The 17714-nt window shown below is 63.1% G+C and carries 16 protein-coding genes; 6 read left to right on the forward strand and 10 right to left on the reverse strand.

Annotated elements, in window-relative coordinates:
- The 3 genes from Q7T45_RS00375 to Q7T45_RS00385 form a co-directional block, all read right to left on the reverse strand.
- On the reverse strand, window positions 1-282 hold a 282-nt coding region (locus Q7T45_RS00375; RefSeq protein ID WP_304865927.1), incomplete at its 3' end, for a glutathione S-transferase N-terminal domain-containing protein.
- A 95-nt stretch (window positions 283-377) separates the two neighbouring features.
- Window positions 378-1190: an MBL fold metallo-hydrolase gene (locus Q7T45_RS00380; RefSeq protein ID WP_304865929.1), complete on the reverse strand. Its 813-nt coding sequence runs from the start codon at window positions 1188-1190 to the stop codon at window positions 378-380.
- Entirely contained in the window at window positions 1187-1558 is a 372-nt protein-coding gene (locus Q7T45_RS00385) for a Crp/Fnr family transcriptional regulator (RefSeq protein WP_304865931.1), read from the reverse strand. Before Q7T45_RS00385 ends, Q7T45_RS00380 begins: the two co-directional genes overlap by 4 nt.
- Before the next feature lie 227 nt (window positions 1559-1785).
- Here Q7T45_RS00385 and Q7T45_RS00390 point away from each other — a divergent pair, with 227 nt between their 5' ends.
- The 4 genes from Q7T45_RS00390 to Q7T45_RS00405 all read left to right on the forward strand — a co-directional run bounded on the left by Q7T45_RS00390 (window position 1786) and on the right by Q7T45_RS00405 (window position 6155).
- Window positions 1786-2790: a hypothetical protein gene (locus tag Q7T45_RS00390; protein ID WP_304865934.1), complete on the forward strand. Its 1005-nt coding sequence runs from the start codon at window positions 1786-1788 to the stop codon at window positions 2788-2790.
- A 157-nt stretch (window positions 2791-2947) separates the two neighbouring features.
- Window positions 2948-4519 (forward strand): hypothetical protein, encoded by a 1572-nt coding sequence (locus tag Q7T45_RS00395; RefSeq protein ID WP_304865937.1) that lies wholly within the window; start codon window positions 2948-2950, stop codon window positions 4517-4519.
- A 358-nt stretch (window positions 4520-4877) separates the two neighbouring features.
- A complete protein-coding gene (locus Q7T45_RS00400) occupies window positions 4878-5756 on the forward strand; it encodes a phosphate ABC transporter ATP-binding protein (RefSeq protein WP_370691186.1) in 879 nt (292 codons plus the stop codon).
- Between the two features lie 126 nt (window positions 5757-5882).
- The gene (locus Q7T45_RS00405) at window positions 5883-6155 is read left to right on the forward strand and encodes a hypothetical protein (RefSeq protein WP_304865940.1); all 273 of its coding nucleotides are present in this window, start codon (window positions 5883-5885) and stop codon (window positions 6153-6155) included.
- Between the two features lie 510 nt (window positions 6156-6665).
- On the opposite strand, the gene Q7T45_RS00410 is transcribed toward Q7T45_RS00405, so the two are convergent.
- From Q7T45_RS00410 to putA, 4 genes are all read right to left on the reverse strand, one after another.
- Window positions 6666-6878: a hypothetical protein gene (locus tag Q7T45_RS00410; RefSeq protein ID WP_304865943.1), complete on the reverse strand. Its 213-nt coding sequence runs from the start codon at window positions 6876-6878 to the stop codon at window positions 6666-6668.
- A gap of 236 nt (window positions 6879-7114) precedes the next feature.
- On the reverse strand, window positions 7115-7759 hold the full coding sequence (locus Q7T45_RS00415; RefSeq protein ID WP_304865946.1) for a glutathione S-transferase family protein: 645 nt from the start codon (window positions 7757-7759) through the stop codon (window positions 7115-7117).
- 6 nt (window positions 7760-7765) lie between these two features.
- The gene (locus Q7T45_RS00420) at window positions 7766-8971 is read right to left on the reverse strand and encodes a CaiB/BaiF CoA-transferase family protein (RefSeq protein WP_304865948.1); all 1206 of its coding nucleotides are present in this window, start codon (window positions 8969-8971) and stop codon (window positions 7766-7768) included.
- 236 nt (window positions 8972-9207) lie between these two features.
- The gene (gene putA, locus Q7T45_RS00425; protein WP_304865951.1) at window positions 9208-12267 is read right to left on the reverse strand and encodes a bifunctional proline dehydrogenase/L-glutamate gamma-semialdehyde dehydrogenase PutA; all 3060 of its coding nucleotides are present in this window, start codon (window positions 12265-12267) and stop codon (window positions 9208-9210) included.
- A gap of 106 nt (window positions 12268-12373) precedes the next feature.
- On the opposite strand from putA, the gene Q7T45_RS00430 reads away from it, so the two are divergent.
- The gene (locus Q7T45_RS00430) at window positions 12374-13042 is read left to right on the forward strand and encodes a hypothetical protein (protein WP_304866030.1); all 669 of its coding nucleotides are present in this window, start codon (window positions 12374-12376) and stop codon (window positions 13040-13042) included.
- Window positions 13043-13192: 150 nt separating this feature from the next.
- Here the strand turns inward: Q7T45_RS00430 and Q7T45_RS00435 are convergent, their stop codons facing one another.
- The 3 genes from Q7T45_RS00435 to Q7T45_RS00445 form a co-directional block, all read right to left on the reverse strand.
- A complete protein-coding gene (locus Q7T45_RS00435; protein ID WP_029584170.1) occupies window positions 13193-13393 on the reverse strand; it encodes a cold-shock protein in 201 nt (66 codons plus the stop codon).
- Window positions 13394-13699: 306 nt separating this feature from the next.
- Complete coding sequence (locus tag Q7T45_RS00440) at window positions 13700-13948, reverse strand: hypothetical protein (protein ID WP_304865958.1); 249 nt, start codon at window positions 13946-13948, stop codon at window positions 13700-13702.
- A gap of 150 nt (window positions 13949-14098) precedes the next feature.
- Entirely contained in the window at window positions 14099-15859 is a 1761-nt protein-coding gene (locus tag Q7T45_RS00445) for an adenylate/guanylate cyclase domain-containing protein (RefSeq protein WP_304865961.1), read from the reverse strand.
- A gap of 176 nt (window positions 15860-16035) precedes the next feature.
- Here Q7T45_RS00445 and Q7T45_RS00450 point away from each other — a divergent pair, with 176 nt between their 5' ends.
- Window positions 16036-17694 carry a glycosyltransferase family 39 protein gene (locus Q7T45_RS00450; RefSeq protein ID WP_304866034.1) on the forward strand — a complete coding sequence of 553 codons (1659 nt, stop codon included), beginning with the start codon at window positions 16036-16038 and terminating at the stop codon, window positions 17692-17694.
- The last annotated feature ends 20 nt before the right edge of the window (window positions 17695-17714 follow it).

The following is a 17714-nucleotide window of genomic DNA, read 5'->3' on the forward strand; positions in this document are numbered from 1 at the left end:
CATCCGGCACTCCGCGCGCTCTTCCGGCGTCGATCCGATCAGCGCCGGCGCGGGATTCTTCTCTTCGAGGTATTCGCAGATCGCGGTGATCTCCGACAGATAGCTGCCGTCGTCGAGCTCGAGCGTCGGCATCTGGCCGTGGGGGTTGCGCTTCAGATGCTCGGCTTCGCGGTTTTCGCCCTTGCGCAGGTCGACGGTCTGCCGGGGTATGTCGATGCCCTTTTCCGCCATGAACATGCGGACGATGTGCGGGTTCGGTCCGATCGAGTCGTAAAGTTTCACGATATGTTTCCCCAGGGGTTCATTGCAGCATTATGGTTGCTGCTTTTGAACAGGCCGCCGGGCCATTTGTCAAACCGGCACGTCAAGCCGGGAGCTCAGCCGTCGTCGAGCTTGTTGAGGTCGCGCACCGATTGCATGATCGGTTCGAAATTCGAGCGCGCGTCGAGCGCGTCGAACAGTTGCGCGGTGTCGGACAACAGGGTGTGGGAGCGTTGAATCGCGACGCGGACGTCGTCCTGCGGCGTATCCGACAGCCGGCCATGTCCGGACAGCAGTATTCTCGAGTTCAAACCCTTCAGCCGCTCCAGCGACTGGATGTAGTCGGCGATGCTGCCGGATCCGAACACGCCGCCCATCACGCCGCCGGGCATCAGCGTGTCGGCGGCGAACAGCAATCCCTGGTCCTGCTCGAACAGGCTGATGCAGGCCGAGGTGTGGCCGGGCGTATACATCACGTTGAGGCGGAAATTGCCGAGGTCGATCAGATTGCCTTCCTCCAGCCAGAGATCGACATTGATCGGCTCCGGCGGCTCGTTGAACATCTTGCGCAGCATCGAGAAATCGTCGCGCAGCATGATCTTGTTGGCGGCCAGCCGGTGCGCGGCGATCAGGGTGCGGCCGCCGAAATGCCAGGCGGCGCCGATGTGATCGAGATGCTCGTGGCTGAGGATCACCATGTCGATCGACTCGGGCGGGCAACCGACATGGCAGAGGCATTCCAGCAGCGCCGGATAATTGGAGGAGAGCCCGACATCGATCAGGATGGTCCGGCTCCTGCCGCGCACCAGATAGGCGTTGGCGGCGCGGTTCTTGAAACGGATCTGGTAGACATTCTCGGCGGCCTCGATCAGCGAGCAGACGTCGTTGTTCAGTAGAATCGGGAACGGGCTCGGCTTGCGCTCGCTCATGGAGCGGCCGCCCTGAAATTGACGGCGTTGGAAGCCCGCAGGCGTTTACTGAGCGCATCCATCACCATCAGCGCGAAGGCCGGCTGCTGGCTGACCAGATAGACGAAGCGGGCGTGATTGATCCGCATCACCCTGGTGTTCGGCGCGGCCGCAATCGCGGTGGCGGAGCGGGACGAGCCGTCAATCACCGCCATCTCTCCGAAGAATTCGCCCTTGCCGAGCGTCACGATGACGGTCTTGCCGGCACTGCCGACCTTGGCGATCTCGACCTTGCCGTCGAGCACGACGAACAACTCGCGCCCGGTCGAGCCCTCCTCGAAAATGACCTGATCCACATCGAATTCGTTGATGCATTTCTCGATGGTCATGGAGCCCCCGCCTTCTGGCTGGTCGCTGTCGATATGTTAGTCCTGAAACCGGACGGCGCAAACGAGACATCGGGACGCTCCGGGGCGATGCCGCAGAGCAACATGAACGGGTGGCGTCAAACCCGGGCGGAGCGAGTTCCTAAAATTTTGGTAAGGGCTCAGCCGGGTAACGATTTCGCAACGAATGAAAGTTACCAAATGGTGAACCTTTACTGGAGAATTCGAACGTGAGCGAACAGCAGGCCGAGCCGACCAGCAGCGAATCCGGATCCGTCAGCGCCGGGCCGGCCGTTTCCAACTCATCCGACGCGGCAAGCCAGCCGGTGTCGGCACAGGAAGCCCCGAAAGCCGTGGCCGAGGTCGAATCTCCCGATCTGGTCCCTGCACAGGGCGATGCTCCCAAGGACGCCATCAAGGCGGCCGCAGCCAAGGTTGACGCTCCCAAGGTTGACGCCGCCGATACCGCCAAGGCCGACGCGCCGCGCGCGCCGGGCAAGATCCTGATCATGTCGTCCGGCGACCGCGCCTGGGATCACCAGGGCGTCGGGCCCGACGTGGAGTCCGAGCAGGCGCAGGGCATGTTCGGCAAGCGGCGGCTGTCTGCGCTGGCGGCCGTTGTGGCGCTGGCGGCGATAGCGGGCGCGCTCGGCGGCGCTCTGGCGACCGCGGGCGTGATGCATTTTGCCGGCGGAGGTTCGGCAACATCGAACAATCTCGTTCTCGAAGCTTCCGTGGCCCGGATCGACGCCGACATCCTGGCGCTGAAGGCCAGTGTCGAGCAGACCTCCAAGGTCGGTATCGTCAGGGACAACAAGGCCAGCGACCGTCTCGACAAGATCGAGAAGGCGCAGGCCGAGCCCGCCGCCAAACTCGCCAGGCTCACCGAAGCCGTCGAGAAGCTCAAGGCCGCACAGGCGGCTCCGGTGCCGGTCGCGGCGGCTCCTGCGGCGGCAAAGGATGTCACCGGCTCGATCTCGCCTCCGGCAACGGCGGCGGTCGCCGCACCGGTTCCGCTGCCTGTAGCAAAACCCGAAGTGGCGCGGTTGCCGACGGTCGAGGGCTGGGTGTTGCGCGAGGTCGCCCATGGCGGTGCGCTGATCGAGGGACGCCAGGGAATCTATGAAGTGTATGCCGGCGACCCAGTCCCCGGCCTCGGCCGCGTCGACGCCATCCGCAAGCAGGACGGCCGCTGGGTGGTCGTGACCAGCAAGGGCCTCGTCGTCGCGCGGTAGGATCAGGCGCAGACGGTCTGTTACCTCGCCCCGCTTGCGGGGTGAGGTGGACAAACTCTGCGAGACACACGCTCCTCTGTTCGGCTATTTTCCTGACCACAAAACCTTGCCCGCAGAATGCCTGGAATGAGGGCGCTGATGCGGGGTTTGTCAGGATATGGACCGCGCGTTGCAATTTGTTTTCATCATCCTTGTTTTGTTATGCGGCACCGGACCCGCGCGCGCCGCCGAAGGCCCGGCGCTGGAGCGTGGTGCGGCGATCACCGATCCGCTGGCGTTGCGCGAACTGGATCGCGGCCGGTTTGCCGTGGCGCGGGTCATGGTGCCGGAGAGATCCGTCGATATTCCCTTGACCTGCGGCCAGCTGTTCACCCTGCCGTCGATGGCGATGGTCCGCACGGCGCTCGATGCCGAGTTCGAACGGTACATCGTCAGGCACAAGGCTGGTCTGCCGAACGAGAGCATCGGCGTCGGAACCGGACATGACTTTCAATTGTTCGATCGCGCCGTGTTGTATTCAGACGACGCGCGCTTCGTGCTGGCCGGCATCGTCAACCGGATGGACCGCGCCTTTGCCTCGCCGGAGAGCTGCGGCGAAGTCAGATTGATCTACCGCCTGGCGCGGACGGGGCCAGCCGGCGAGGACGGCGCGCCGCGGCGCCTGCCGATGACGCTGAACATCGTGCTGAAGGCGAGGGGCGGCGGCATGACCGACGCCAAGGGCGCCGGGATCACCTGCGCCGGGATCGCCCGGCGTTGGCTGGATGCCGGCGAATCGACGCTCACCGGCGCCGATCTCGTAGCCCGGCTGCTTGCGCGCGACGGCCCGCTCGATCTGATCCGGCCTGAAAACATCGATCGCATCGAAACCAATCTGCAGATCGCGCATGCGCCGAAATCGGCGGTACGCGAATTTCGCACCGATTATCTCTTGAAGGTGTTTCGCTTCGATTCCACGGCGCGCGCCTTCGACGAAGCGCCGATGGAAAACCAGATCGATCGCGAGCGAATTCTGGCGAACGCTGATCTTGGGCGCGACTTCAAGGCCTGGCTGCTCGATCCCAGGCATCTCAATGAATTCGATCGCGGCACGGTCCTGATACCCGAGCGGTTCCTGGCCAGGGCGGCGATCGCCTCGACGCCGGTCGGCTTCGATCCCTCCGAACTGCAGCCGGAATACGGCCTGGTGCAGGGCGAGGGTGCGAACCCCGTGTTCAGCGAGAGCGAGATCGTTGCCGCGCTCAGGAAGGCCGCTGACGTCGGCGTGACGCCCGCCAACATCCGCTCGGTCGCCGGCTTCAGGCGCCGGCTGAACGATGTCACCTGTTCGGGCTGTCATCAGACGCGCGGCATCGGCGGTTTTCATTTCCCGGGTGTGGACTGGATGGCGGCCAAGCCTTCCAATTCGACCGTCGTTCCGGCGTCGCCGCATTTCTTCGGCGACCAGATCCGGCGCCGCGATATTCTCAACTCGATGAAATGGGGCAGCAGCCCGGATTATTCGCGCGGATTTTCCGAGCGCCCGCAATTGCGCACCAGGTCGGAATTTTTGGCGGAGCTCAAGGGCACCGGCCATTACGACGGCTGGGGCGCGCATTGTTACCAGCCAAGCGCGAAGGCCGCCGACGACGATCCGAGTTTTCGTAACTGGACCTGCGCCGCGGGGCTCGCCTGCGAGGCCGCCGGCAAGACCTCGCGGATCGGCATGTGTTTCGTCAAGAGCCGCTAGCACAACGCGATTTATCGACGCCCGTTGAAAGTGATCTGGCCGGTCCGTTGCTCGACGTGATCTAGGCCGACTGTCCGGGCGCGACATGATCGCTCTCGGTGCCTACCAATGGAAGGCCGCACCGTGGCCCTGAGGGCGATAACGCTGCCATCGTCGCAACCTGTAACGATGACAGGTGACGGAAAGCAGTACGCTCCATCAACGCCGAAGCTCCTGGATGACAATGGAATGACCGTTTCATGACGTGAAGCCTGCGCTGGCTGGCTTTCTGATCGAGTCCATTGAGATTGATCAAAGCGTCAATGGCGCCATTGGTACAATTTTGATCAACACTCTTAACTGGACCGAGAGCATGACAATGTCGTTGAGCGAGGCTCCCGAAATCGGGAAAATTCCCACCGCCGAACCCTCGGGGAAATCTGCTGGGGTATTCGATCAGCTAGCCAAAGTCATCCGGTCAAAGCCAGACCAGGAACTGGTCGAAGAGAAAATCAGCGTTCGACATCTCAATTTCTACTATCAGGATGGCAATCGCGCACTCAAAGACGTGTCGGTGCCGATCTATGCCAACCGCGTGACCGCATTCATTGGCCCCTCCGGCTGCGGCAAGTCGACCCTGCTGCGCGTCTTCAATCGCATCTACAGCCTCTATCCCGGTCAGCACGCCGACGGCGAAGTATTGTTCGATGGCGAGGACATTCTGTCCGGGAAGCAGGACGTTGCGATTCTGAGAACCCGAATTGGTATGGTCTTTCAGAAACCAACGCCGTTTCCGATGTCCATCTACGACAACATCGCCTTTGGCATTGGGCTCAATCGAAGTCTCGCCAAGGTGCAAATGGATACAGAGGTTGAGATTGCATTGCGGCGCGTGGCGCTTTGGGATGAGGTGAAGGATAGCCTCCTGAAAAGTGGACTGGAACTCTCAGGCGGTCAGCAGCAACGCCTCAGCATTGCCCGCGCCATCGGAATTCGGCCAGAAGTCCTTCTTCTCGACGAGCCTTGCGCCTCCATCGATCCGATTTCTTCGGCAAAAATCGAGCAGACAATCGATGAACTCAAGAACGACCATACGATTATCATCGTAACTCATAACCTTCAGCAAGCCGCGCGGGTTTCAGATTATGCGGGCTTCATGTATCTGGGCGAAATGGGTGAATTTGGCACCGTGCGCCAGATATTCGTGACACCGGGCGATCCGCGCACGCAGCGGTTTATCACCGGCCGGTTTGGCTGAAGGATGTCGCTTTATGCGGCATGCGGTGAAGAACATTGACACGGAACTGCAACATATTTCATGTAACAATGAGCGCAGGCACCGCTCATTGACTATGGCATGCCGGGTGGGATAGCGGCGCGAAACGTGACCATAGAAGAACAAATAAGATACCTCACGAGCAGGCTGGTCGCTCGCAGTGACGCCGAACTGGTGCCGGAGGTGTGCGGGCTGTTGAACATCTTTGATGATGGCAACTATCGCGAGAGAATGAGTGACGCCGTAAGGTGGGTCGAAATCTATGTCGATCCGAAAAAGGCGGAAACCTACGGCGGACAAGACGTCGTGTTGGAGTTCCTGGTTCAAGAACTCGGTACGGCGGCTGATTTGGCCGGAATGTTGCAGGGCAATCCGCCATAGGCGTTCCCGCACGCCCGGATTTGAAGAACTGCGGCCGATACGGCCCCGCCGCGCCAATAAGCCAAGTATCGCCTTGTTTTCGGCGGGCGTGGATTGCCATTCATTCGTCCCGCGACGTTGGGCTGAGCGATCGGGTTGATTTGGCTCAATGCGCCGCCCCCTAAGTTGAGCAGAATGTTGCTATGAGAATATCGAACCTGATCTGCATATCCTGCAAGGCATCATATGAAGTGGCCGAGGCCACGACCGTGAGAGGAACGCCAGGCAGCGTCCAATGTATTGGCTGCGGCGCGACCTTGGCATCTTGGCGAGAACCGAAGGCAGTCGTCTTTCGACTCGTATTGCCACCGGAACAGAAATATTTTCACGTTCCAGTCCCGCCGTCTCCGGCTGTTCCTCCTCTCGCCTGACCCCGGCAGAATCCGACGGACCGCGCCGTTGATGGCTCGTCGGTAATCACGCGATGCGCCGTCGCGTATTCCGCGGGCTGCCATCGCACGATGGCCGGCGCTAGTTCTCCTCGGCCAAGTCGCGATCGAGATCGGCACCTGGTGAGCCGGTTGCCGTATCCTCTTGAGGCTGATCGATGTGCATTCCGATCATCCCTGTCAGATGAGGCTTGACCGCTTCAAGGCCGTCGTCCTGCTCCCGCGCCGCATCTTGATCAGCCGGCACGTCGGCATCGCTGTGTGCCGGTTTCTTTCCGTTCTGGTTGTTGGACATTCCGTCTTCCCTTGCTCTCGAACATTGTTCAGGCAAACGCGAACCGCGAAGTAACAGGGCTCGCCAGAAAAACCTTAGTCCGGTTTGCGCCTGCCGGATTTGACCGGAATCAAATGCACGGCACTAGGCCGACTGGCAGACGGTCGGCGATATCAAGGTCAGCGCATGGGCGATCGCGGTCGCGGTCATCATCGGTCTCGCCGCGATCGGCTGGGGGCTGCTGCAGAACAGGTAGCTCACGCGTAATGCTGCAGTCGCTTGCCGGGCAACAGATCATACGCCGACCGCCAGCCCGGCAGGTCTGCGATTCGATCGAGCCAGGCTTTTATGGCGGGGTGGCTCGCCGCGAAATCATATCCGGTTTCGTCGGCGGGATAGTGCAGATAGGCCATCATCGAAAAATCGGCCACGGTGACGCGCTTGCCGATGGCGAAGTCATTGTGCTGCAAATGGGTCTCGGGAATGCCGAGGAAATCGTCGAGCCGCTTGCGGAAATATTTCAGAACCTGCGGATCGGCTGACGGCGTGAAGGTCCGCATGAACCGGTAGCTCGCCATGTAGCCGGTGAGTTTGTGATTGTCCCAGAACAGCCAGCGCAGCAGTTCGAATTTCTCCTGCTCCGTCCCGGCGCCAAACTTGCCATATTGTTCGGCGAGTTGCAGCAGCAGCGGCGCGGTCTGGGTCAGCCGCTCGCCGTCAACTTCCAGCACCGGGATCTCGCCCATCGGGTTGACGTCGCGCCGCCACTGCGGCGTGCGCGTGACGCCGCCGCCGAAATCGGTCCAGACCGGCACAAAACTCTGGCCGCACAGCGTGAGCATCAGCGCCAGCTTGCTGCTGTTTCCCGATTCCGGAAAATAATGCAGCCGATAGACGGGCATCGGCGTTCAGGCCACCGCGCCGGACGCCCGCAGCTTCTGGATCGCTGCCTCGTCGTAGCCTGCGTTGCGCAAGATCTCGTCGCTGTGCTCGCCGATCCCGGGCGGCTTGCGCGGCCGGACTTTCTTGGCGCCGTCGACCCAGATCGGGCTGTTGATGGTCAGCATGGTGTCGTTCTCGAACGGCACCAGCACCTCGTTCTCCAGCATCTGCTTGTCATTGGGAATGTCGTCGAGGATGCCGACCACGCCGAACACCAGGCCGTTGCCGTCGAGGATCTGCCGCCATTCGGCGAGGGGTTTGGTCGCAAAGGTCTCATCGAAAATCCTGATCAGTTCGATCGACCGCGCATGGCGTCCGGCCTTGGTGGCGAAGCGCTCATCGGTGACGAGATCTTCGCGGCCGATGCAGCGCGCCAGCGCCGGCCACTGCTTCTCCTCGTTGAGCAAAGAGAGAATGATCCAGCGGCCGTCCTTGCACTGGTAATGGTTGGTGACTGCGTTCAGCGCATGCTCGCGCGTCCGCCGCTCCAGAAATTTGGCGCCGCACAGCTTGGCCTGCGCCAGCACCGAGGCGGCCCAGATACCGTTGGCCATCAGGTTGGAGGAGACATGTGAGCCCTTGCCGGTGCGCTCGCGCTTGTACAGCGCGGTGACGATCGCGCCGTAAAACGCCATCGCGCAGGGGTGGTCGCCCATGCCGGCGATCGAGCGGGCCGGCGTGGTGTTCTCATCGGCGCGCACCAGGTCCATCAGGCCGGAGCGGGCCCAATAGGCGTTGCTGTCAAAGCCGGGCTTGTTGGCCTCCTCGCCCTTTTCGCCGTAGCCGGTGAACGAGGCATAGATCAGCCGCTCGTTGAGCGGAGCCAACTGAGCGAAGGTCAATGCGAGGCGCTCGCGCACCGCCGGTGGGAAATTGGTGATGAAGACGTCGGCCTCAGTCACCAGCCGATGCAGCACCGCCTGACCCTCCGGCCTGGAGAGGTCGAGCGCCAGGCTCTTCTTGTTGCGGGCCTCCAGCATCCACGAGTAATTGTGCTGGCTGGCGGGGTATCCCGGCAGGTTCGGCAGGTTCCGATAGGGATCACCGAGGCCCGGCGGCTCGATCTTGATCACGTCGGCGCCGAAATCCGACAGCACGGTAGCAGCCGCAGGCGCCGCGATGAAACTCGCGCAGTCCAGAACCTTGAGGCCGTCAAAAATGCCTTTTTCCATAGTGCCGCCGCTCCCGTGATTCTTGTTGGTTTTGTCCGTGTGCTGGAATTATGCGTGAGAACCGGAGGTCATTTGACCCATGTTGGGCAGACGATGCAACGGGACATTCTTACCCTCCCCTGGAGGGGAAGGGTCGTCTCGCATCGTGCGAAGCACGATACGAGGCGGGGTGGGGTGATCTCTTAACGCGGGGAATTTTCGAGGTGAGAGACTGTCACCCCACCCCGCCGCTCCTTTCATTCGCGTCGACCCTCCCCCTCCAGGGGAGGGTAAGCAAGCGCGAACGTCTTTGATTCGCTATCCGACAGCAGCGCCGCATTGCCGCCGGCCGCCGCGGTATTCACGGTCACGGTCTGTTCGGTCGCGAATCGGGCCAGATAATGCGGCCCGCCAGCCTTGGGGCCGGTGCCGGACAGGCCATGGCCGCCGAACGGCTGCACCCCGACCACGGCGCCGATCATGTTGCGGTTGACGTAGATGTTGCCGACGGAGAGCTGCTCGATCACGGCCTCGACCGTATCGTCGATGCGCGAGTGGATGCCGAGCGTCAGCCCGTAGCCGGAGCGTTCGATCGACTGCAGCACGCGATCGATTCCGTCCGCGGGATAGCGCACCACGTGGAGGACCGGCCCGAATATCTCCTCGGTCAATTGATCCGCGTTCGCGAGTTCAAAAATATGCGGCGCAACGTAATTGCCGCCGGGAGCGACACCCGCGAAATGCACGCGTGCCTCTTTTTCCATGCGTGCGACATGCGTGTCCAGCCGCTGCTTCGCTTCGGCGTCGATCACCGGCCCGACATGGGTGGAAAGGTCGCAGGGATCGCCGATCCGGAGTTCGCGGGCGGCGCCGGCGATCATCTCGATCATGCGGTCGGCGACATCGTCCTGTATGAACAGCAGGCGCAGCGCCGAGCAGCGCTGGCCGGCCGAGCGGAACGCCGAGGTCACGACGTCGTCGGCAACCTGTTCGGGCAGCGCGGTGGCGTCCACGATCATCGCGTTGATGCCGCCGGTCTCCGCGATCAGCGGCACGATCGGGCCGTCCTTGGCGGCCAGCGTCCGGTTGATCGACCGCGCCACCTCGGTCGAGCCGGTGAAGACCACGCCGGCGACATCAGCATGCGCGACCAGCGCAGCGCCGATGCTGCCGTCGCCGGGCGCCAGCTGCAGCGCCGACGTGGGGACGCCGGCTTGATGCAGCAAGCGCACGGCCTCCGCCGCGATCAGCGGCGTCTGTTCGGCGGGTTTTGCCACCACCGCATTGCCGGCCATCAGCGCCGCCGCAACCTGTCCCAAAAAGATCGCCAGCGGAAAATTCCACGGCGAGATCGCGATGAAGACGCCGCGGCCACGCAGCCGCAGCACATTGCTCTCGCCGGTCGGCCCGGGCAGCGGCTCGCTTTCACCAAACAGTTTGCGGCCTTCCGCGGCATAGTAGCGGCAGAAATCGACGGCCTCGCGGACTTCGGACAGCGCATCGTCGAGGGTCTTGCCGCCCTCGCGTTGCAGCAGCGCGATGAAATGCGCGCGCCGCTGCTCCAGCACGTTGGCGGCCTGTTCGAGCATTGTCGCGCGCCGCTGCGCCGGCGTCCGGCTCCAGGCCTTGAACCCCTCGCGCGCCGCTGATATCGCCGCATTGGCATCTTCAGGCGTCGCATCGGCGATGCTTCCTGCTGCCGGAGTAGTTTCCGCGGCGATCGCCGAAACCAGCTCACCCAGCGCCGCTCGATCGCCGAATTCGATGCCATGAGAATTCTGGCGTTGCGGCTGATAGAGGTCGGCTGGCAGGCGAATATTCGGATGCCGCGCGTTGGCGGCAGCGCCGACGATATCCGCCGGGCGCCGCAGCAGTGTGGCCACCGGCACGGTATCGTCGGCGGCAACCGCCACGAACGAGGAATTGGCGCCGTTCTCCAGCAGGCGCCGCACCAGATACGCCAGCAGATCGCGGTGGCTGCCGACCGGCGCGTAGGTACGGCAGCCAATGTCGGGACGATCCTCGCTCAACTGCGCGTACAGCGCCTCGCCCATGCCATGCAGGCGCTGAAACTCGAACCCGCGTGTCCCGTCCGCAAGCTCGAGCACGGTTGCGACCGTCAGCGCATTGTGGGTGGCGAACTGCGGAAAAATGCGCCGCCGCAGCGCCAGCAATTGGTGCGCGCAGGCGACGTAGTTCAGGTCGGTCATCGCCTTGCGGGTAAACACCGGATAGTCATCGAGGCCGCGTTCCTGCGCGCGCTTGATCTCGGTGTCCCAGTAGGCGCCCTTCACCAGACGCAGCATCATCCGCCGGTTCAGCGCGCCTGCCAGTTCGTCGCTGTAGCCGATCACGGCTTCCGCGCGCTTCTGATAGGCCTGGATCGCCAGGCCGAATCCGTCCCAGCCCTTGAACGATGCGTCGCTGAATACTGCCGCGATCACCTCCAGCGACAATTCGAGCCGGTCGGCTTCCTCGGCATCGACAGTGAAATTCAGGTCATGGTTGCTGGCGCGGCGCGCCAGGTCGATCAGCCGCGGCACCAGTTCGCCCATCACCCGCTGCCGGCTCACCGCTTCGAAGCGCGGATGCAGCGCCGAGAGTTTGACGGAGATGCCGGGCCGCCCGGGCAGGGGCCGGTCATCCGCGGCGCGGCCGATCGCCTCGATCGCACTGGCGTAGGAATTGAAATAGCGCTCGGCGTCGGCAGCGGTGCGCGCGCCTTCGCCGAGCATGTCGAAGGAATAGCGGGTGGCGTCAGCCGAATTCGCCCGCTCGAGGGCTGCTTCGATGGTCTCGCCCAGAACAAAATGGCTGCCCATCAGCCGCATCGCCTGCCGCGTGGCGGCGCGCACCGCGGGCACGCCGAGCCGTTTTGCCAGCCGGCCGATGGTACCTTGCGGGGTTTCGCCGGGCTGGATCACGCGCGCCGACATCCCGAGTGCCCAGGCGGAGGCGTTGACGAGGAAGGCGCTGGATTTGGTCTCGTGATGGAGGAAATCGCCCTGGCCGAGCTTGTCCTCGATGAACTGGTCGGCGGTGCGGGCATCCGGCACGCGCAGCAGGGCTTCCGCCAGCACCATCAGCGCCAGGCCCTCCTTGGTGGAGAGCGCGAATTCGCGCAGCATGTCCTCGACGCCGCCGAGCCGGTCATCATTGGTTCTGATGGCGCCGATCAGGCGCGTTGCGGTGCGGTCGATCCGAGCGTCCTGCTCCGCGCGCAGTCCCGCGGCGGCGAGAAGCCGGGCCGCGATGGCGCCGTCGTCGGCGGCATAAGGCGCTTCGAAGGGCGGGAAAAGTGGTGATTCGGATGCCATGACGTACCCTGGGGAACCAGCATCTTCTATCATGCCGCCGAGCTTGGCACCGCGAAACCGCTGCGATAGGTTCCACGCGATTTCTCGGTTTGAGTTGTGGCGGCCGATGGCACTGACGGGCAGGCGGCAACGATCTGGGAGGCGGAGCAGAACCCTGTGGTTTTGCGGCTTTGCTGCGCTTCTGGCAGGTTCGTCGATTGCCGTTCCGCTGTCTGCGCTCGCGGCCCAACTCAGCGCACCGATCGCCGAACTCTACAGCACGGTGTCGATCTTTCCCCCGACCGCGAAATCCATGACGGTCTGCTACGGCTTCGTGTGTCGCCGCCGGGCGATTCTCGATTTCACGCCGGGCGACCGCAACGCGCTGACGCAGATCATGGCGGCGGGCCGCACCTCGGCTGCGGCGGAACGGGCGGCAGTGCAGAAAGCGGTGGTCTGGTTCGATCGCCGCATGGGGCCGATCATCGGCACCAGCAGGCGCGTCGCCAAGGCGGATTTCCGCCACCGCGACGACGGGCATAATTACGACTGCTGGGATACCACCCGCAACACCACCAGCCTGCTGCTGGTGCTGCAGCAATGGGGCCTGCTGAAATATCACGGGGTGGGCGACCCGCATTACCGGGGCAATGCGCTTGTGCTGCAGACGCCGCACAACACCGCTGTGCTGGTCGAGCGCGCCACCAGGGTCGAATGGGTCGTGGACATGTGGACACGCGGCTACGCGCAGCCACCGGATGTCATGACGGTTCAAAAATGGGTGAAGGAAGATTGAGGATCAAACCAGCGCGTTCTGCGCCGGTTCATTGCGCGCAAGAGCGATGCCCGCTCCTGCCCATTGCACTCTGTTTTTTTGAGATGTTCTTGGAAGTCCCACTCCCGGATCAGATCCGAGAGTGCGCTGTTGCGGACCGCGCGCCCAGCCTTAAACCTTGAGGTTCTCGGCCGAGGTCTTGCCGCGATTGGCAACCTCTTCGTATTCGACCGTCTGTCCTTCGTTGAGCGAGGAAAGGCCAGCTTTCTCGACCGCCGAAATATGAACGAAAACGTCTTTGCCGCCACTCGAAGGCTGGATGAAACCAAAACCCTTGGTCGCGTTGAACCACTTCACAGTACCTTTAGCCATCACGTCGTCTCCGCGGGATCAAAACAATTAACGAGCTGCCGGTCCCCGCACACCGGCCTGCCCGAAAACACAGGATACGCCGGATAACGCAAGCTTGATAGCGCAAACGACAGCTCGATTTCGGCGGAAAACGATCGATATCGTGGCGCATTGGCGTTTTTTGCCCATTTTGGCGATCATTTGATCCGGAGAAATGCCGAGCGTTTCAAATTTTGCCGGCCTGACGGCGTTGCGCTGAAACCCGCCAAAGCAGAAACCCCGGCCGCTGGAGGCGACCGGGGTTCCGGATCGAAACCGAAGTTCCGATTACCACGCGCAGACGTTCACGACGCGGAAGCGAAAGCCGTACGGGGTCCAGACGCGTCGGGCCTGGTAGCAGCTGTCGCCGCCGTAGCCGCCGCCGACCACGAAGCCAAGGCCAAGGTGGTGATGACCGTGGAGATGGTGGTGGTGGTGGGGAAGCCAGAGCGGGCTGGCGGAGGCCGCGGTAGAAGCCAGCGCCGCAGCGCCGAGGGAAGCCGCGGCAACAAGTGCGAGAGTCAGTTTGCGAAACATAGTCGTTCTCCTTGATGTGCGCCGTAGCGCGTGTTGATCGTTTCAGTCTCAGGCATCGCACATCAGTCGCGCCCCTCAGGAGCGGGGTTCGAGAAAACAGCATGTGGTTCGGCGACAATTTCCTGAATGATTATTCAGGTGTGAAAAACATCACACAGCGACGTCGTGCGGCAATTGCACGGCGACGGCATTCAAATCATTAACCAACGCGGACAATGCGCTCGCGTGCTCGACGGAGCGAACGATCATCGCCTCGGCGCGCCCGCGGATCGTGACTTCCTGTTGCGGCAAACTGTCTTCCGCAAGGCCGGCGGTGATGCGAACTTCTTCCGACACCACGACCTCGCAGGCGAGGCTCTTGGTCATGTCCTGCAGACGTGCTGCGACATTGACGGCGTCGCCGAGCGCGGTGAACACCATGTGATCGCGATAACCGATGTCGCCGATGATTACCTCGCCGCCATGAATGCCGACGCCGAAACGGATCGGCTCGCGCAAATCATGGCTGAGGAATTGATTCAATTCGTCGATATTGGCCGATATCATGCCGGCTGCCTGCAGCGCCTGGCGGCAGGCGGTTTGCGGATCCGAGGCGAGCCCGAACAGCGCCAGCTGTCCGTCGCCGACGAACTGGTTTGGTTGACCGCCGCATTCGAGCACGGCCTGCGACACCGCGCCGAGGAAACGGTTGACGATGAAGACGGTGTCGAACGGCAGCCGCTTCTCCGCGAGCTTGGTCGAACCGCGCATGTCGACGAACAGGCTGACGAGATAGCGTTCCTCGCCGATGCGGGAAGGACTCGAAGTCCGCAAGGTCGCCGCCGTAGTCTGCGGCAGGAAGATCTGGAAGAACGACAGGTCGGCCTCCGGCCGGAGCTGGCAGGCGAGGCGGATCGCCGGATCGGCGCCGGCCCCGACGCGGTTGAGCACGAACGCCTCGCGCATCGAGGGCTCCGGCAGCGCCGCGCAGTCGCCGATGACGCGAATACGGCAGGTCGAGCAGCGGGCGCGGCCGCCGCACACGCTGGCATGCGGGACATTGTTGCGCAGGCTCGCCTCCAGCACGCTGAGGCCCTTCGGCACCCGAACCGTCTTGCCATTGCCGTAGGACAGGTTGACCATCCCGGCCCGGCGCTCGTGGAGGGCGCGCACGCCTCTGGCCAGCAGCACAAATCCGAGCAGGCCGAGATAGCCGATCAGGAAGTAATTCTCGATGCGCTGCAGGACGGCTTGTTCGGCTGCTGTGCCGACCTGCTGTCGCGAGAGATTTTCCGCCCGCCACTCCTTGCTGTCGCTATCGACGACGCTTCGTCCGCCCTGATAGAGCCCGAGCATCGCCAGCGCCGGAATCAGCACCGCCGCCGCGAGCAGGAACGGCGCCGCGTTCTTGTAGAACGCCTTCATGCGCAGCCAGAAGTAAAGACCGATGCAGCCATGGACCCAGGCAATGGTCATGACCGCGAGCATCAGCCAGATCTTGTACGGCCATACCACCCAGTACGCGAAAAACACCTGCGGATAGAGCTTCTCGTGTCCGAACAACGCCTGGCCGAGCCGGACGCCGGCGATGTGGGTGATGATCAGCGCCGGAATGCTGAGGCCGAGTACGAGCTGCAGCGGCTCGATCGCCTTCCAGCGAAATTGCCGGCGGTCGTAAAGCGCCCAGAGACCGAGGCCGGCATGAATCAGCGCGGCGGCGTAAAACACGATCGCGACCGGGAGAAATTGCCAGAACAGGGTGTGGTAGTAGACCCCGCCGGCCAGCGCCTCCATCGAGACATTACCGAGCGCGTGGTTGAGAAAATGGCTGACCAGATAGGCGAACAGCACCAGTCCGCAGCCGAGCCGGACCTGCCGGATGCTGATGCCGCGGAGGAATTTCGGGAGCTGTTGCTGCGATATTGAGGCCATGCGGTCCGATCTGAATGCCCTGAGGTTCTGCCGATGTTAGTTTGGGAACGGCTCGGACGCCATGGGGGGTTAAGGCCAAGGGCGTCAAGGCCCAAATGGGAGTTAAGGCCGGGCCCGCCGCAAGTTGACACCCCCATCGGAGTCGGGGAGAAAGCGCCGTGACGAACCCCCAGCCCATGCAAGGCAGTGCAACGCCTGCCAGGATTGCCTCGCGGCAATGGCTCGTGGTTGCCGCCCTGATCGCGGCGCTGACGGCCATGCGGTTGATCTATGCGGGCGTGATCGATCTGCGCACCGACGAGGCCTATTACTGGACCTGGTCGAAGGAGAGCGCGCTGTCCTTCCTCGATCATCCGCCGATGATCGCCTGGTTCATCCGGTTCGGTACCGCAATCTTCGGCGACACCAATCTGGGCGTCCGGTTCGCCGGCATCGTGGCGATGCTGGTCACGCAGCTGTTGCTCGCCGATATCGTGCGGCGCGTGACGCATGACGCGCGGGCGGTCGTGATCGCCGTGCTGATGCCGGAGGCCGCGCTGTACTACGGGCTGCTGATGGCAAAGGTCTCGCCCGACGTGGCGCTGATCCCGTTTGCGGTCGCGATGGTGTGGGCGCTGGTGCGGCTTCACGAGAGCAACGACGCGCGCTGGTGGCTGGCCGCCGGCGCCTTCGCCGGACTGGCGCTGCTGTCGAAATTCACCGCGATCATGCTGCTTCCCGCGGTCGCGGCCTTCATGCTGGTGCCGAAGTGGCGCGGCCGCTGGCTGGCCAGTCCGTATCCCTGGGCAGCCGCGCTGATTGCGATCGTCGTGTTCCTGCCGGTTCTGATCTGGAATTCGCAGCACGACTGGGCGTCGTTCCGGTTCCAGCTGGTGCGCGCCACCGCGACCCACGAATTGTCGTTTCGTACCGTCGGAGACTATATCGGGCTGCAGTTCGGGCTGGTCGGTTTCATCCTGCTGCCGGTGGTGTTGTCGGGCGTGGCTCTGACGGCGTGGCGAGGCTACCGCCGCGGTGACGCGGTGGCCATTCTGCTGTCGACCGCCGTGATCGTCCCCTTCGGCTATTTCTTCTTGAAATCGCTGTCCTTGAGGGTCGGCGATACCTGGCCGATGTTCATCTGGCCGGCCGGATTTGCCGCCACGGCCATCAACATCTCGATGCTGTCGCGCGAAGGGTGGCCGGCATGGATCGTGCAATCCACGATCCGCTGGGCCAGGATAGCGATCGCTTCCGGGATCGTCTTCGTCGTTGCGGTCTTTCTCTATTACGTCGTCGCTCCCTGGAATTTTATCGGCCGGGCCGATCCGATCGGCGGCGAGGCCGGCTATCAGCAGGTGGTGGCGCGGGCGGAGGCCCAGCTGCAACAGACCGGCGCCACCTGGATCGCCACCACGGACTATCGCACCTACGCCATGCTGCGCTGGTTCTTCGGCGATCGCGTGCCGGTCATCCAGATCAACGAGCGCGGCAGGTTCGAAGGTTTTCGCGATCCCGGCATGGATGCGATCCGGGGCCGCACCGGCCTCTATGTCGGGCGCGAGCCCGACCATATCAGCCCGGTATGGAGGTCGACGACCGCGATCAGGCAGCCGCTCGAACGGGTCGAGCGCAGCTGGCGCGGAATTGTGATGGATACCTATGCGCTGGAAAAACTGACCGGCTGGACACCGGAGCTTTCGCCGGAGAAGGATTCGCCGCTCTATCGCCCGCGCACGCTGGCGCTTATCCCTCCCCCCGCGCAGCGGTGGGGAGGGTGGCACATCGTGAGCGCAGCGAACGATGTGACGGGTGGGGGGTGCTTCAGCGCGTTCAACTCGCAGATGGTTTGCTGAGGCAGCCCCCCACCCGACCG

Origin of the sequence: Bradyrhizobium sp. (assembly GCF_030646015.1) — a bacterium.
In the GTDB taxonomy this organism is placed as follows: Bacteria; Pseudomonadota; Alphaproteobacteria; order Rhizobiales; family Xanthobacteraceae; genus Bradyrhizobium.

Excerpts from the sequence above, each read along its gene's own strand:
- Q7T45_RS00445 (WP_304865961.1), bottom strand. The coding sequence starts at position 15,859 with ATGGCCTCAATATCGCAGCAACAGCTCCCGAAATTCCTCCGCGGCATC.
- Q7T45_RS00430 (WP_304866030.1), top strand. The coding sequence starts at position 12,374 with ATGGCACTGACGGGCAGGCGGCAACGATCTGGGAGGCGGAGCAGAACC.
- Q7T45_RS00415 (WP_304865946.1), bottom strand. The coding sequence starts at position 7,759 with ATGCCCGTCTATCGGCTGCATTATTTTCCGGAATCGGGAAACAGCAGC.
- Q7T45_RS00420 (WP_304865948.1), bottom strand. The coding sequence starts at position 8,971 with ATGGAAAAAGGCATTTTTGACGGCCTCAAGGTTCTGGACTGCGCGAGT.
- Q7T45_RS00450 (WP_304866034.1), top strand. The coding sequence starts at position 16,036 with ATGCAAGGCAGTGCAACGCCTGCCAGGATTGCCTCGCGGCAATGGCTC.
- Q7T45_RS00380 (WP_304865929.1), bottom strand. The coding sequence starts at position 1,190 with ATGAGCGAGCGCAAGCCGAGCCCGTTCCCGATTCTACTGAACAACGAC.
- Q7T45_RS00400 (WP_370691186.1), top strand. The coding sequence starts at position 4,878 with ATGTCGTTGAGCGAGGCTCCCGAAATCGGGAAAATTCCCACCGCCGAA.
- Q7T45_RS00395 (WP_304865937.1), top strand. The coding sequence starts at position 2,948 with ATGGACCGCGCGTTGCAATTTGTTTTCATCATCCTTGTTTTGTTATGC.
- Q7T45_RS00440 (WP_304865958.1), bottom strand. The coding sequence starts at position 13,948 with ATGTTTCGCAAACTGACTCTCGCACTTGTTGCCGCGGCTTCCCTCGGC.
- Q7T45_RS00385 (WP_304865931.1), bottom strand. The coding sequence starts at position 1,558 with ATGACCATCGAGAAATGCATCAACGAATTCGATGTGGATCAGGTCATT.
- putA (WP_304865951.1), bottom strand. The coding sequence starts at position 12,267 with ATGGCATCCGAATCACCACTTTTCCCGCCCTTCGAAGCGCCTTATGCC.
- Q7T45_RS00435 (WP_029584170.1), bottom strand. The coding sequence starts at position 13,393 with ATGGCTAAAGGTACTGTGAAGTGGTTCAACGCGACCAAGGGTTTTGGT.
- Q7T45_RS00410 (WP_304865943.1), bottom strand. The coding sequence starts at position 6,878 with ATGTCCAACAACCAGAACGGAAAGAAACCGGCACACAGCGATGCCGAC.